Annotated in this window: 12 protein-coding genes, 1 tRNA gene and 1 pseudogene; 11 read left to right on the top strand and 3 right to left on the bottom strand. The window is 67.9% G+C overall.

What is annotated here, in order from left to right; translation table 11 throughout:
* Positions 1–41: 41 nt before the first annotated feature.
* The 10 genes and pseudogenes from EP7_RS12040 to EP7_RS11995 form a co-directional block, all read left to right on the top strand.
* The gene (locus EP7_RS12040; RefSeq protein WP_463528095.1) at positions 42–539 is read left to right on the top strand and encodes a helix-turn-helix domain-containing protein; all 498 of its coding nucleotides are present in this window, start codon (positions 42–44) and stop codon (positions 537–539) included.
* 32 nt (positions 540–571) lie between these two features.
* On the top strand, positions 572–1,084 hold the full coding sequence (locus EP7_RS12035; protein WP_463527636.1) for a transposase: 513 nt from the start codon (positions 572–574) through the stop codon (positions 1,082–1,084).
* Between the two features lie 357 nt (positions 1,085–1,441).
* Positions 1,442–1,654, top strand: coding sequence for a hypothetical protein (locus EP7_RS12030; RefSeq protein ID WP_463528094.1), 213 nt, complete (start codon positions 1,442–1,444; stop codon positions 1,652–1,654).
* Positions 1,651–3,285: an exosortase E/protease, VPEID-CTERM system gene (gene xrtE, locus EP7_RS12025; RefSeq protein WP_463528093.1), complete on the top strand. Its 1,635-nt coding sequence runs from the start codon at positions 1,651–1,653 to the stop codon at positions 3,283–3,285. The genes EP7_RS12030 and xrtE overlap by 4 nt, the downstream gene beginning before the upstream one ends.
* A 387-nt stretch (positions 3,286–3,672) precedes the next feature.
* A protein-coding gene (locus tag EP7_RS12020; RefSeq protein WP_463528092.1) for an IS5 family transposase occupies positions 3,673–4,466 on the top strand; the annotation gives its coding sequence in 2 pieces (ribosomal slippage) (positions 3,673–4,021 and positions 4,021–4,466; 795 coding nt in all).
* Between the two features lie 19 nt (positions 4,467–4,485).
* A complete protein-coding gene (locus EP7_RS12015) occupies positions 4,486–5,118 on the top strand; it encodes a hypothetical protein (protein WP_463528091.1) in 633 nt (210 codons plus the stop codon).
* A 207-nt stretch (positions 5,119–5,325) separates the two neighbouring features.
* Positions 5,326–5,550 carry a helix-turn-helix domain-containing protein gene (locus EP7_RS12010; RefSeq protein ID WP_463528090.1) on the top strand — a complete coding sequence of 75 codons (225 nt, stop codon included), beginning with the start codon at positions 5,326–5,328 and terminating at the stop codon, positions 5,548–5,550.
* A 3-nt stretch (positions 5,551–5,553) separates the two neighbouring features.
* A complete protein-coding gene (locus EP7_RS12005; RefSeq protein WP_463528089.1) occupies positions 5,554–5,889 on the top strand; it encodes a hypothetical protein in 336 nt (111 codons plus the stop codon).
* A 135-nt stretch (positions 5,890–6,024) separates the two neighbouring features.
* Positions 6,025–6,408 (top strand): tyrosine-type recombinase/integrase, encoded by a 384-nt coding sequence (locus EP7_RS12000; RefSeq protein WP_463528088.1) that lies wholly within the window; start codon positions 6,025–6,027, stop codon positions 6,406–6,408.
* Positions 6,405–6,530: pseudogene (locus EP7_RS11995) on the top strand (hypothetical protein); the annotation flags it as partial. The gene EP7_RS12000 and the pseudogene EP7_RS11995, both read left to right, overlap by 4 nt.
* A 343-nt stretch (positions 6,531–6,873) precedes the next feature.
* Here EP7_RS11995 and EP7_RS11990 read toward each other — a convergent pair.
* A tRNA-Ser gene (locus EP7_RS11990) sits at positions 6,874–6,962 on the bottom strand.
* 234 nt (positions 6,963–7,196) lie between these two features.
* On the opposite strand from EP7_RS11990, the gene EP7_RS11985 reads away from it, so the two are divergent.
* Positions 7,197–7,961, top strand: a complete 765-nt coding sequence (locus EP7_RS11985) for a tyrosine-protein phosphatase (protein ID WP_463528087.1) — start codon at positions 7,197–7,199, stop codon at positions 7,959–7,961.
* Positions 7,962–7,982: 21 nt separating this feature from the next.
* Here EP7_RS11985 and EP7_RS11980 read toward each other — a convergent pair whose 3' ends face one another.
* On the bottom strand, positions 7,983–11,405 hold the full coding sequence (locus EP7_RS11980; RefSeq protein WP_463528086.1) for an efflux RND transporter permease subunit: 3,423 nt from the start codon (positions 11,403–11,405) through the stop codon (positions 7,983–7,985).
* A 9-nt stretch (positions 11,406–11,414) separates the two neighbouring features.
* Positions 11,415–15,131, bottom strand: coding sequence for an efflux RND transporter permease subunit (locus EP7_RS11975; protein ID WP_463528085.1), 3,717 nt, complete (start codon positions 15,129–15,131; stop codon positions 11,415–11,417).
* Positions 15,132–15,151: the final 20 nt, after the last annotated feature.

Below are 15,151 nucleotides of genomic sequence, written 5' to 3'. Positions count from 1 at the left end.
GGTACTTGTCACGCCCGTCGGATCGACTGTCGCATTCGGGGATGAAACCCCGGGGATCCGCCGCCGAACTGGAAGCCCGACGCCGACTGGCCGTCACCCGCGTCAACGAGGGCTGGAAGCAGAAGGATGTCGCCGCGTTCCTGGGCGTCTCGCTCAAGGCCGTCGGCAAGTGGATGGCCGCCTATCGCGCCTCCGGCGACGGCGGCCTGGCGGGCAAACCCCACCCGGGGCCCAAGCCGAAGCGATCGGGCCGCCAGGAGGCGGTGGTCCTCTCCTGGCTGGCCGCCAGCCCCGAGGCCTTCGGCTTCAAGACCCGGCTCTGGACGACGCGGAGGCTGGCCGAGGTGATCGCCAAGCGGTACGGCGTCCGCTTCAACTCCAACGACCTGGCCGCGTGGCTGACGGCACGCGGCCAGTCACCGCAGAAGCCCGCGGTGGTGGCGGTCGAACGCGACAACCCGGCCATCGCCCGCTGGGCCGCCGAGGACTGGCCGCGCCTGGAAAAAAAGCCCGGGACGAGCACGCCCACCTCGTCCTGATCGACGAGAGCGGGTTCTTCATCAACCCCACGGTGCGCCGGACCTGGGCCCCGGTGGGGCGGACGCCGGTGCTCACCGGGTTCGGCCGGCACCGCGACAAGGTCTCGACGATCGCCGCTATCAGCGTCGCCCCGGTCCGGCGGCGGGTGGGGCTCTACTGGCGGACCGACCCGGCGCATTCCATCGACGCGGCGGCAGTCGTGGCATTCCTGGGGGGCCTGCTGCGACACCTTCGGGGGCGGGTCATCGTGGTCTGGGATGGTGGGAGCAATCACAAGGGCCCGCTGATCCGGGCGTTCCTGTCCCGCTATCCTCGCCTGCATCAGGGGCGGCTGCCGGCCTACGCCCCGGACCTCAACCCGGTGGAGTTCATCTGGGGGCACCTGAAGCACGGCCTGATGGCCAACTTCGTGCCCACAGACGTGCACGACCTGGATCGAGTCATCAACGGCCATCTGGAGCGACTCGGTGGCCAGCCGGCGATGATCCGGTCGCTGTGGAGGGGATCGAAACTCCCCCTCCTCGGCAAGAACCTGGCCACCTGATTGTCAATAAACGGTAAGTCGCAATGATTCCCACTGATGCACTTCCTAGCCGGCATCAACTGATAGCAAGATTGCTGTCACTGGCCGGCTTCAAGGTCATTACGCCGGTTTTCTGTTCCATTGCTACTCACACCCCTCGTACCGCCGCACGAAGCCGCTTCTCCAACCGCCACCTGATGCCCCACCCATCAGGCCGACGTGGTGCGCAATCAATGCGGGGAAAATCGGCGTCGAAATTTTTTGTTGCCGGCCGTCGGAGCGGCCGCTAGACTCAATCCCGTGCCAATATCAGTCAGGTTCAATCATTAGAAAGCGAGCGTTGTCATGATTGACCAGCGGACATCGGATGGGGGTGGGGTGATCTGGAGGCGGGCCGGCGCTCTGCTGCTAGCCCTGGTCGCCATCGGCGGTACGGCCGTGGCTGACGGCGGTAAGGACGAGGGCAAGGGCAAGGACAAGGACAAGGGCCAGATTTCCGCCCCGGAACTCGACCCCGGCTCGATCCCCGGGGCCCTGCTCCTGCTCGCCGGGGGCACCGCGGTCCTCCTCGACCGCCTCCGGCGCGAGTGATCCGGGCGACCGGCCGGGCCGCCTGGGTCGCCCTGCTCCTGGTGGAGGCGGGCGCCCTCTCCGCCCGCTACCACTGGACCTCCATCCCCGAGCCGAGGATCGGGCAGGCTCGTTGGCTGGTCGAGCCGGCCTTCCCGGCCGCCCTGGCCTCGGCAATCGCCGTCGTCCCGGCCCTCAGGCGGCGAGGTCGGGGCGACGAACCCGCAGGGCCGCTCCCCCGCTGGCCCTTCGTGCTCGGGCAGCCGGTCGCCTTCCTGGCCTACGCCCGATCCGTCGCCTGGCTGCTCACCGAGGACCTCGCCGGCTCCCCGTACCTCGATGCGCGCCTGATCGGCCGACTCCACGGGGACCCCCACGACTCGCCCGCCGCGGCCTGCTGGCTCGCCGGCTCCGCCCTGCTGGGGGCGGCTTCGTTGGCGCTCTGGGTGGCCGCCCTGATCGTGCCCCCGGCGCGTCGGCCATGGCGATGGCCGGGATGGGTGCCATTGGGGGCCGGGCTCGGCTTCGGGGCCGCTGCGGTCGCCGCCGGATGGGCCGCGCAGGCGACCTGGCCGGGCCTCGGCCATGCCACCTTCTGGCTGGTCCACCGGCTCCTGGCCACGCTCCCCGGCGAGGTCGTCTCCCGCCCGGCCGAGTCGGTCCTCGGCATCGACGGGTTCACCGTCTGGATTGCCCCGGCTTGCTCCGGCTACGAGGGCATCGGCCTGGTCCTGGTCTACCTCGGGGTCGTCCTCTGGGTCGACCGGCGGGGGTTCCGCTTCCCCCGGGCCCTGCTGCTGCTGCCGCTCGGCGCCGTCGCGATCTGGCTCGCCAACGCCATCCGCCTGGCCGCCCTGGTCGCCGTCGGCGCCTGGGTCTCGCCCGCCGCGGCCCGGCGGGGCTTCCACGCCCAGGCCGGCTGGCTGGCGTTCAACGCCGTGGCCTTGGGATTGGTCGCATTGGCCCGGCGGACTCGGGCCCTCCGCCGGGGGCCGGGATCGGCCCGCGCGGTCCGGCCGACGCCCTCGGCCCCCTACCTGATGCCGATGCTGGCGATGGTGGCGGCCGCCATGATCACCGGGGCCTTCAGCGACGGGTTCGATCGGCTCTACCCGGCCCGGGTCCTGGCGGCGTTGGCCGCGCTGGCCTGGTTCCGCCGGCGTTACCCGGGGCTGCGACGGGCGGCCTCCCGCGAGGCGGTCGCCTTGGGGGTGCTGGTCTTCGCCCTCTGGCTGGCCTCGGGGGCCCTCGGCCCCGCGACGGCGCCCGGTGGTGACGCCCCCGCCAGGTGGGCGGACCTGCCGCCGGCCTGGGGCTGGCCCTGGCTGATCGCCCGGGTGGTCGGCTCGGTCCTGGTGGCGCCGCTGGTTGAGGAGCTGGCCTTCCGGGGCTTCCTCCTACGCCGGCTGATCTCGGCCGACTTCGAGGGGGTGACGCCGGGTCGACTGACGTGGGCCTCGCTGCTGATCTCGTCGCTACTCTTCGGGGCCCTGCACGATCGCTGGCTGGCCGGTGCGGCGGCCGGCGCGATCTACGCGCTGGCCTGGCGTCGTCGGGGAGAGCTGGCCGACGCGGTGGCGGCCCACGCGACGACCAACGGGCTGCTGGCCGCGCATGCCCTGGCCAGCGGGGATTGGTCGTCCTGGTCCTGAGGGACGGCCGCGGGACGAATCAAGGGATCCCGAACGCATCCCACCTGTCGATCCCTATGACCCATCGCGACGCATGGCCGGTAGTCCCCAATTACGTCCGGTCGCAGCCGGCACGACCGGCACAGCTTGACGCCCTCGCCGGTCGGGAGGACTGCCGGTCTCAATCCTCTCGGGCCGGGGGCGGGATTCCCGCATGCGGCGAGGGTTTGCGAGGATCGTGGCGATCGCGAGGTCCCCGACGATGACGAATCACGGGAAGGGCGGCGACGGCGGCGGCGGATGGTGGACAGGGGACGTCGGCCCACGGGCGATCCCAGGGTACCGCCCAGATTGCTGCGAAAATATGCTCTAAGAGCGAGTTGAGAAAGGGTGTCCTAGGCTTGGAGCATGGACACACGACGTCGCTATCCCAGTGACCTGACCAACCCCCAGTGGGCCCAGGTCTGCCGATTCATCCCGGCCCCCAAGCCCGGGGGCCGACCCGCCAAATACGACCGCCGCGAGATCGTCAACGCCCTGCTGTACGTCGCCCGCACGGGGTCCCAGTGGCGGGCAATGCCGCACGACCTCCCCCCCTGGACCATCGCCTACTGGTACTTCCGGTGCTGGAAGAAGGACGGCACCTTCGACCGATTGATGGCCGAATTGCGGGGCGACCTCCGCGTGGCCGAGGGGCGGCGTCGGCAGCCCTCGGGGGCCATCCTCGACAGCCAGTCGGTCAAGACCACCGAAAGGGGGGGCCCCACGGCATCGATGCATGGAAGAAGGTCAATGGCCGCAAGCGGCACATCCTCGTCGACACGCTCGGCCTGATCCTGGCGGTGGTCGTCACCTCGGCCGACGTCCAGGACCCGGACGGGGCCACGCTCGTCTTCGCGTCGATCCGAGGCCGTTTCAGCCGGCTGAAGTCGGTCTGGGCCGACGGGATCTACAGGCGTGTGACCGACTGGGTCTTCGCCTGGCGGCGGGCGTACCCGATCCGGCTGATGGTCGTCGAGCGCGAGGGTCCGGGATTCCGGGTCGTCAAGCGACGATGGGTCGTGGAGCGGAGCTTCGCATGGCTGGGCCGATGCCGTCGTTTGTCCAAGGACTACGAGGGGACGGTCGCCAGCAGCGAGGCATTCGTGAAGCTGGCGATGATCCACCTGATGGCACGAAGGCTGGTCAAGAAGCTCGAATGATAGCCTTTCTCAACACGCTTTGAGCCCCGGGACGATCCGCAAGGCCGGCCTCGGCTGGACGCCCGGCGTCCGCCTGCCGACGAGGGACGGCCGCACCTATGTTGCAAGCGGCATCGTGATCCCCTGGTGGGCCGGAGGACGGCTGGCGCTGGTCAAGCTCCGCCAGCCCGACGGCCGGACGCCGAAGTATGCCGAGGCCTACCGCGACCGCCCGTCCCTCTACCCCCGACCCGAGACGGTACACGTCGGGCGACCGCTGGCGATCGCAGAAGGAGAACTCGATGCTCTGCTGCTCGGTCAGGACCTCGGCGACTTGGCCTCGGTCGTCACTCTTGGCAGCGCCTCGGCGTCGCGGACCGCCGAGGCCCAGGGGCGGATGCTCACGGCCTCGCGCTGGTACGTGGCGACCGATGCCGACGACGCGGGGGACCGAGCCTCCGAGGGCTGGCCCGCCCGAGCGCGCCGGGCTCGACCCCCATCACCGTTCAACGACTGGACCGAGGCGAAGCAGGCGGGCGTCAATCTGGCCCGATGGTGGGCCGACCGCCTCGCGGGCGTGGAGACACCCCCGACCTTCGCCTGGGAGGAGCTGGCCGCACTGCGGTGGGGGCCGTCCTTCGATGACCCGTCCCCCGGCATCGTCGTTGAGTGAGCCGCATACAAGACGTTCACCCTGGTTTGCCGCACGTGATCCTCACTATCGGGCGAATCATCAAATGTACGGATCTTTCTGACGCCTCAAACACACGAGGGACTGATGACTAACGTCCCGACGCAACCCGTGCCCGGATCGGCCGGCGGTCGCAGATCACCGACAGGACTACTTGCTTTTGCGCCCAGCATTCGAGAGGATCACCCCATGGACACCGAGCCGCCATTGAGCGATCAGATCCGGGCCGCGGTCGATCGGTCCGGCATGTCGCGCTACGCGATCTGCAAGGCCATCGGCATGAACCAGGGGGCGATGTCCCGGTTCATGAATCGCCGTGGTGGCCTGTCGATGGAGATGCTCGACCGGCTCGGTGCCGTCATCGGGCTGAGCGTCTCGCTTACAACAAACCCCAACCCCGAAGCGGAGGCCTGACCGATGGCATCACTTAGGAAACGCGGCCGGGTCTGGTATTTCCGATATGTCGATGCGGACGGGGTGAAGCAGGAACGCAAGGGCTGCCCCGACAAGCGGGCGACCGAGGAGATGGCCCGCGCCGCGGAGTCGCACACGGCCATGGCCCGGGCCGGCCTGATCGACCCCAAGGAGGAGGCCTATCGTCGACACGACGCCCGCCCTCTGGCCGAGCACCTCGAGGATTGGCAAGCGGCGATGCTCTCCAAGGGGCGCACGGCGGCGCATGCGAGGCTCTCGCATGCGCGGGTTTCCGTCGTGGTCGAGTTGGCCGGTGCGGCCAGGCTGAGCGGGATCTAGCCCTCGCGGATCCAGAAGGCCCTCGGGGACCTGAAGGACTCGGGCCGCAGCCTGGAGACGGTCAACCATCATCGGGCCTGCATCCGGGCCTTCTGCCGCTGGGCGAGGGCCGACGGCCGGCTCCGGGATGACCCGATGCTCGGCGTCACCGGATTCAACGCCCGCGAGGATGTTCGCCACGCTCGCCGCTCGCTGACCGACGAGGAACTCGGCCGGTTGATCCGCGCGGCCGAACGTGGGCCGGTGGTCTACGGCCTCTGCGGCACCGACCGGGCGATGGCCTACCGCCTGGCGGTCGGGACCGGGTATCGCGTCAACGAGTTGAGGGCCCTGACCCTCGAGAACTTCCACCTTGACGGGTCGCATCCGCGGGTAGTCCTGCGCCCGGCCGAGACGAAAAATCGCCGAGGCGCCGACCAGCCCCTGCCTGCCCCGCTGGCCGAGGAACTCCGCGGCTGGCTCGCAAGCAAGCCGCGCGGGGATCCGTCCTGCCGCTGCATCACGAGACGGCCAAGATGATCCGGTGGGATTTGGAGGCCGCCGGAATCGCCTACCGAACGGAGGCCGGCGTGGCGGACTTCCACAGCCTGCGGGGGGCCTACATCTCGTCGCTGGTGCGGTCGGGGGCCAGCATCAAGACCGTGCAGACCCTGGCGCGTCACAGCAACCCGAGCCTTACCCTGGCCCGCTACGCTCGCGTCGTCCTGCACGACGTCGTCGGCGCAGTGCAGTCGCTGCCCGACCTCTCGAAGACTAAGCCGTCAGACGCGGAGCCTGCGGCGATGACGGGCACCAACGGGCGACCCATCAAGGATCTCGTTGCCCACCATTTGCCCACCGCGGGGGACGGGGCGGGACGTCGGGTGTCGGATACTGGCGGGTTCGAGTCTCAGGCCTGCGGTCCGAGTTCGACCCAAGGCGTGACGCAAGTCCAGGACATTGGCGAGGTTGGGCGTGTCCTGTCGGTCACAGACGTACATTCAGCGGAGAGGGGGGGATTCGAACCCCCGAAGGGCTTTGACACCCTTAACGGTTTAGCAAACCGTCGCTTTCGACCACTCAGCCACCTCTCCAGGCGGTGGGTGCCGGGGCACCCTGGGCGAGGGGACGAAATTACCAGATTGGGGGGCCGGGGGTCAATGCGATCCTTGGTTGGTTCTTAGTGTTCGTGGGTCGTCGGTGATGATCGGGCGAGATTGGTTCGGGTTGACCGGGGTTGTGGTGCCGATAGAGTGTCCTGGATCTGAACGTTGGGTTTGACTGGAGGTTGCCCGCGACGGGCGGCCTGTGGGAAAGGATGCCCGGACGTGAGCGAGATAATGGCGAGGCCGGGCCTGAAGGTGGCGGGGGGACGCAGGCGGTGGTTGGCCGGCGTCGGTGGGCTCATCTTGCTCATCGCGGCGGCGGTCACGGTGGTCGGGTATCGGCCGATCTTCCTGGGGAATTTCGGCGTGGTCGACCCCGGGGTCGTCTATCGTTCGGCGCAGCCGATGGGGCGGGCTCGGTGGGAGGGGCTCGTGGCCGAGCGTGGGATCGCCTCGGTGCTCAACCTGCGTGGGGGGTCGCGGGGCGACGCCTGGTATGTCGACGAGGTCGACACCACTCGGGCCGCGGGGGTCGACTTGTATGACCTGCCGATGGGCGCCACCAGGCGGCCGAGTCGGGAAGAGTTGCTGACGATGGTCGACGTGCTCGAGCGTTGCCGATACCCGCTCCTGATCCACTGCAAGTCGGGGTCGGACCGCACGGGGCTCGCGAGCGCCCTCTATCTGATGGTCCGCCGCGGTGTCCCCCCGGAGCTGGCCTCGGAAAGCTTCACCGTCAAGTATGGTCATGTGCCGCTCGGTGGGACCCAGCGCCTGCACGAGCCGATCGACGAATATGCCGCGTGGCTGGCACGCAACGGGCTGGCTCATTCCGCAGGACGGTTCAAGGATTGGATCACCACCGGGTACCGCTCGCCCGGGGAGGAGATTGGCCCCCTATTCCGGCCGCTCGACCCGGGGTCGAGGTGGGATCGCCTGACCCGCCGCACCCCGGACCCGACGTCGTCCGGGGCGCTCGCCCGCTGAGGGGCGGCTTCTCCTGCTTGACTAGGACGAGGCGGGCACGGTCAGGGCCTCGCGCGGGTCGTCGCGGCGGTGGCTTTCGAGTTCGGCCTCCCCGTCGCCGCCGGGCTTCTTGGGGTGCGTCTCCGCCTTGTCCCGCCCCATGCTCTGGATGACGAAGAAGAAGACCGGCGTCAGGAAGATGCCGAAGAGGGTCACGCCGAGCATGCCGCTGAAGACGGCCGTGCCCAGGGCTCGCCGCATCTCGGCCCCTGCCCCCTCGGAGACGACCAGCGGCACCACGCCGAGGATGAAGGCGAAGGATGTCATCATGATGGGCCTGAGGCGGAGCTGGCAGGCGTCCAAGGTCGCCTGACGCACCGTCTCGCCCGCCTCGCGCCTAGCCTTGGCGAACTCGACGATCAGGATCGCGTTCTTGCAGGCCAGGCCCACCAGGACGATGAATCCGACCTGGCTGAAGATGTTGATGTCCATCTTTGCCATCGCGATGCCCGCCACCGAGCAGAGCAGGCACATCGGCACCACCAGGATGACGGCCAGGGGGAGCGACCAGCTCTCGTATTGCGCCGCCAGGACCAGGAAGACCAGGACGACGGCCAGGGCGAAGACGAGCATGGCCGTGTTGCCGGTCTGGAGCTGGAGCAGCGCCAGCTCGGTCCACTCGGTGCGCATCGACGGGGGGATCTCCGACTGGACGAGCTCCTGCATCCGGTCGATTGCCTGGCCCGAGCTGACCCCCGGCGCGGGGTTGCCGTTGATCGTGGCCGCCGGATACATATTGTATCGCACGACCATCACCGGCCCGGTCACGTCGCGGATGCCGGCCATCGCCCCCAACGGGGCCATCCCGCCGCGCGTGTTGCGGATCTTCAACTGCTGGAGGTCCTCGAGCTGCTTGCGGTAGTCGGAGTCTCCCTGGACGTTCACCTGCCAGGTGCGGCCGAATCGGTTGAAGTCATTGACATACAGCGAGCCGAGATAGACCTGGAGGGTGCTGAAGACCTCGTCCATGGTCACGCCCATCTGGTTGACCTTGTCGCGGTTGATGTCCAGGAACAGCCAGGGGGTGTTGGCCCTGAAGCTGGTGAACAGCCCGCTGAGCTTGCCGGTCTCGGCGCCGCCGGCGACGACCTTCTCGGCCACCGCCTGGAGGGCCTCCAGGCCATTGTCGCCGCGGTCCTCGATGACCACCTTGAAGCCGCCCGCGGTGCCCAGGCCCTCGACCGGCGGGGCGCCGAAGACGACCACCAGGCCGTCGCTGATCTCCCGCTGGAGCTCCTCCTGAAGTCCCGCGGCCAGTGCCTCTCCGTGCAGGCCGGGGCCGGTCCGGTGGTGATAGTCGTCGAGCATCACGTACAGCGAGCCGAAGTTGGGCGCGTTGGCCCCCAGCAGCAAGGACTGCCCGGCGATGGCCACCGTGTGAGCCACCCCCTTCCGCGCCAGGGCGATCTCCTCGACGCGGCGGATGACCTTCTGGGTCTGCTCCACCGAGGTCGAGTCGGGCATCTGCACGTTGACGAGCAGGTATCCCTTGTCCTGCGACGGGATGAACCCCGCAGGGGTCTGGGTGAAGCCCCAGTAGGTCAGGTACAGCAGGCCACCGTAGACCAGCAGCACAATCAGGCTGACGCGGAGCATCATCCCCACGATCCGGGTGTAGATGTTCGTCGCCAGATCGAACCCCCGGTTGAAGAGGCCGAAGCAGCCCAACAGGAGCCGGTCGAGCGGGACGCCGATGAACCAGCCCGCGATCAGGCTCAGGGTGACGACGCAGGTGGTGTAGAGCGGGACGATGACGCCCCAGGCGAGCCGGAGGTCGAACCCGCCTGTCCGGCTCAGCACCAGCGGGGTCAGCCAGCTCCAGGCCGCCCACCCGCCGGCGATCGCGTAGGCCACCCTGGGCAGGGCCTGGCGGTTCCCGACGCCTTCATGCCCGTGGTCGTGGTGTGGCTTGAGTAGCATTGCGGCGAGTGCCGGGCTGAGTGTCAGCGAGTTGAAGGTGGAGATGACGGTTGAGGCGGCGATGGTGAGGGCGAACTGTCTGAAGAACTGGCCGACGATGCCCGAGATGAAGGCGCAGGGGACGAAGACGGCGGTGAGGACCAGGCCGATGGCGACGACGGGTCCTGAGACCTCCTGCATGGCCTGGATGGTGGCGTCCCTGGGCGAGAGTCCTCGTGCGATGTGGAGCTCGACGGCCTCGACGACGACGATGGCGTCGTCGACGACGATTCCGATGGCCAGGACGAGCCCGAAGAGTGTGAGGTTGTTGAGCGAGAATCCTGCGGCGGCCATGACGGCGAAGGTACCGATGATGGCGACGGGGACGGCGACGAGGGGGATGATGGCGGAGCGCCAGTTCTGGAGGAACAGCAGCACCACGATCGCGACCAGGATGACGGCGTCCCTCAGGGTCTTGCCGACCTCGTAGACGCTCTCGGTGATGAACGGCGTCGTGTCATAGACGATCGCGTAGTCGATCCCCTGCGGGAAGCGTGACTTCAGCTCGTCCATCTTGGACCTGACGAGCCCGGCGGTGTCCAGGGCGTTGGAGCCAGGACGCTGGTAGATGGAAAGCGCGACCGAGGGCTTTCGGTCCATGGTGCAGGTCTGGTCGTAGCCCTGGGCGCCCAGCTCGATCCGGGCGACATCCTTCAGCCGGACGATGCGACCGCGGGTGTCGGCCTTGACGATGATGTCGGCGAATTGCTCGGGGTCGGCCAGTCGGCCGAGGGTGCTCATCGTGTACTGGAAGACCTGGCCGTTGGGCACCGGCGGCTGGCCGATCTGGCCGGCGGCGACCTGGATATTCTGCTGCTCGATGGCTCGGGCCACATCGTTGGCCGTCAGGCCGCGAAAGCCCATCTTCCCGGGGTCGAGCCAGACGCGCATGCTGTAGTCGCGCTGGCCCATGTAGGTGATGTCGCCCACGCCCGGCAGCCTGGCCAGCTCGTCGCGCAGCTGGATGGTGGCGTAGTTGCTCAGGTAGAGGCTGTCCCGGCTCTCGTCGGGCGAGAACAGGTTGACGATCATCAGGATGCTGGGCGACTTCTTCTTGACGGTTACGCCGCGGCGCCTGACCAGCTCCGGCAAGATTGGCTCGGCCAATGAGACCCGGTTCTGCACCATGACCTGGGCCATGTTCAGGTCGACGCCCAGGCGGAACGTGACGGTCAGTGTATAGGCGCCGTCATTGGTGCATTGCGAGGACATGTAGAGCATGTTCTCGACGCCGTTGACCTGCTGCTCCAGCGGGGCGGCGACGGTGTCGGCCATCACCCTTGCGTTGGCGCCGGGGTAGAAGGCCGAGACCTCGACGGTCGGCGGTGTGATGTCGGGGTACTGCGCCACCGGCAGCGTGAACACGGCGATGGCGCCGCCCAGGGTGATGATGATGGACAGCACCGAGGCGAAGATCGGCCGGTCGATGAAGAAGCGAGAGAACATGGTCGGGAGTCACTCCTGCTCGACGAGTTCGGCTCGCCTTGGGTCGGTCGGCAGTTCGTCATCGGCGGTGCCGACGACGGGCGGCCTGGCGGGCTTCTTGCTCAGGGCGTTGTAGACGACGCGCGAGCCGTGGCGCAGCGGGCTGAGCGAGATGATGGCCAGCGGCAGGCCGAAGACGATGCGGCCCAGCCGCGAGGAGAAGACGCGGCTGCTGCCCAGGTAATCGATCACGACGAAGAAGACGGGCGTCAGCAGCAGGCCGAACATCGTCACGCCGACCATGCCGCTGAAGACCGTCGTGCCCAGGGTCCTGCGCATCTCGGCCCCTGCCCCCTTGGCGAGCAGGAGCGGGACCACGCCAAGGATGAACGCAAGCGAGGTCATCACGATCGGCCTGAGCCGCAGCTCGCAGGCCTCCAGGGCCGCCTCGGTCCGGCTGGCCCCCTGGTCGCGCCTCGACTTGGCGAACTCGACGATCAGGATCGCGTTCTTGCTGGCCAGGCCGACGAGGACCACGAAGCCGATCTGCGTGAAGATATTCACGTCCTGGCTGGCGTAACGCACCCCGATGATGCTGCTGAGCAGGCACATCGGCAGCACCAGGATGATCGCCAGAGGCATCGACCAGCTCTCATACTGCGCCGCCAGGACCAGGAAGACCATGGCCACCGCGAACCCGAAGACGATCATCGCCGTGCTGCCCGCCTGCAGTTCCAGGTAGGCCAGCTCGGTCCACTCGAAGGACATCGACGGCAGGAGCTGCTCGTTGGCCAGCTTCTCCATCATGGCGATGGCCTCGCCCGAGCTCACGCCCGGCGCGGCGCTGCCGTTGATGGGCGCGGCGGGGCTCATGTTGTAGCGGGTGAGGATCAAGGGGCCGTTCACCTCGCGGACGTCGGCCAGGGCGCCCAGCGGCACCATGCCCCCGTTGAGGTTGCGGACTTTCAGCCTGCGCACGTCCTCTCGGGTGTCGCGGAACTTCTGGTCGGCCTGCACCACGACCTGCCAGGTCCGGCCGAATTTGTTGAAGTCGTTGACGTAGAGCGATCCGAGATAAGTTCGCATCGTGTCGAACAGGTCGCGCAGCGCCACCTCCTTGCGCATGCACTCGGCCCGGTTGACGTCCACGAAGATCTGCGGCACGTTGGCGCGGAACACCGAGGCCAGGCCCACCAGGGCTGGCCTCATGCCCGGGGGCGGCCCGCCTTGCGCCTTGCCCGGCGCGGCCTTGGCGGCGTCCCCCTTGGTCGCGTCCTTGCCCCCATCCTTCGAGGCCACCTTGGCCGCCCCGGCCCCCTTCGCCCCGGCAGGGCCCGGGGGCTTGCCGCTCCAACGCGCGTACTTCTCATTCCAGAATCGGACGGTCATCCAGTCGTCGTTGGTCGCCTTGATCGCCTGCTTGCGGGCCTCGTCGACCAGGTTGTCGGTCTGCTCCTGGAGCAATTGAGAGCCGTTGTCGCCCCGGTCCTCGATCATCAGCTTGAAGCCGCCGGCTCGGCCGACCCCGCGCAGGGGGGGTGGCCCCAGCACCGTCATGACCCCATCGGGCACCTCGGCCTCGAATGACTTCCGCAAGCGGGCCGCGATCGCGTCGCCATAGAGTTCGGGGGTCCTCCGATTGGCGAACGAATCGAGCACCGCGAACATCGACCCGAAGTTCGACCCATTGGCGCTCAGAAGCAGCGATTGGCCGCCCATCGTCTGGGTGAACTTCACGCCGGGGGTGGACAGGGCAATCTTCTCGATCGAGTTCATCACCGCTTGCGTCCGCTCGGCCGACGCCGAGTCGGGCAGCTGCACGTTCACCAGGAGGTAACCCATGTCCTGCGAGGGGATGAACCCTTTGGGCGTCGTGACGAACCCGTGATAGGTCGAGTACAGCAGCCCGACGTAGATGAGCAGGACGGGCAGGCTTCCCCGGATCAGGAGCTTCATACCGCGAATGTAGCCGCGAGTGGAGGCCTCGAACCCCCGGTTGAAGACCCCGAAGAAGGCGACCAGGGCACGATCCAGGAGTTTCCCCAGAAGGATGCCAACAAGCAGCCCGCCGCCGACGATTGCCCCCAACGAGTACCACCAGGCCTCTCCGGGCCAGCCCGCCGCCAGGTGCTCCAGACGCTCGCCGTACCGCTCTCCCAGGAACTCATAGGCCGTCCAGGCACCGATGAGCCCGTAGCCCACACGCGGCAACGCACGCTTTCGCACCGACGACTCGTGGTCGTGGTGTGGCTTGAGTAGCATTGCGGCGAGTGCCGGGCTGAGTGTCAGTGAGTTGAAGGTGGAGATGACGGTTGAGGCGGCGATGGTGAGGGCGAACTGTCTGAAGAACTGGCCGACGATGCCCGAGATGAAGGCGCATGGGACGAAGACGGCGGTGAGGACCAGGCCGATGGCGACGACGGGCCCGGAGACCTCCTGCATGGCCTGGATGGTGGCGTCCCTGGGCGAGAGTCCACGTGCGATGTGGAGCTCGACGGCCTCGACGACGACGATGGCGTCGTCGACGACGATTCCGATGGCCAGGACGAGCCCGAAGAGTGTGAGGTTGTTGAGCGAGAATCCTGCGGCGGCCATGACGGCGAAGGTACCGATGATGGCGACGGGGACGGCGACGAGGGGGATGATGGCGGAGCGCCAGTTCTGGAGGAACAGCAGCACCACGATCGCGACGAGCGCGATCGCATCTCTGAGCGTCTTGAAGACCTCATTGACGCTCTCGGTGATGAACGGCGTCGTGTCGTAGCGGATCTCGTATTGGAGGCCGGCGGGGAACCGGGTCGCCAGCTCGGCCATCTTGGCCTTGGCGATGACGGCGGTGTCCAGCGCGTTGGCGTCGGGGAGCTGGAAGAGGGCCAGACTGACCGAAGGCCTGCCGTTGACCTGGCAGTTGATGTCCTGGTTCTTGGCGCCAAGCTCGACGCGGGCGACGTCTTTCAGGCGGACGACGTGGCCGTGTCGCCCGACCTTGACGATGATTTTCTCGTATTCGCTGACCTCGGAGAGGCGGCCCAGGGTGCTGATGGGAATCTGGATCATCTGCCCGTTGGGCGCGGGTTGCTGACCGATCTGGCCGGTGGCCACCTGCGTATTCTGGCGGCGAATGGCCGTCACCACGTCGGATGCGGCCATGTCGCGGGCGGCCATCCGGTTGGGGTCGAGCCAGATTCGCATACTGTAGTCGCGCTGGCCCAGCATGCTCACGTCGCTGACGCCCGGCAGCCTCGAGAGCTCGTCCTTGACCTGGATCAAGGCGTAATTGCTCAGGTAGAGCTGGTCGTACCGCCCCCCGGGCGAGTTGATGGCGACCGACATGAGGATGTCGGGCGACCGCTTCCTGGTCGTCACCCCGGTCTGCTTGATCACGTCGGGCAGCATGGGCAGGGCCAGGTTCACCCGGTTCTGCACCAGGACCTGGGCCATGTTCAGGTCTACCCCGTGCTTGAACGTGACGGTCAGGGTATAGCCGCCGTCGTTGGTGCACTGCGAGGACATGTAGAGCATGTCCTCGACGCCGTTGACCTGCTGCTCGATGGGCGTGGCCACGGTCTCGGCGACGACCTGCGCATTGGCCCCCGGATAATTGCATGTGACGGAGACCGTCGGCGGGGCGATCTGCGGATACATGGCCACCGGCAGCGTGAACAGCGCGATGGCGCCGGCCAGCGTGATGACGATGGACAGCACCGAGGCGAAGATCGGCCGATCGATGAAGAAGCGAGAGAACACGGTCCAGGCCCCCGATTACC

The organism is Isosphaeraceae bacterium EP7, assembly GCA_038400315.1.
In the GTDB taxonomy this organism is placed as follows: Bacteria; Planctomycetota; Planctomycetia; order Isosphaerales; family Isosphaeraceae; genus EP7.
Note: the sequence above shows the minus strand (reverse complement) of the source record. Positions and strands in the feature narration are given on the sequence as shown.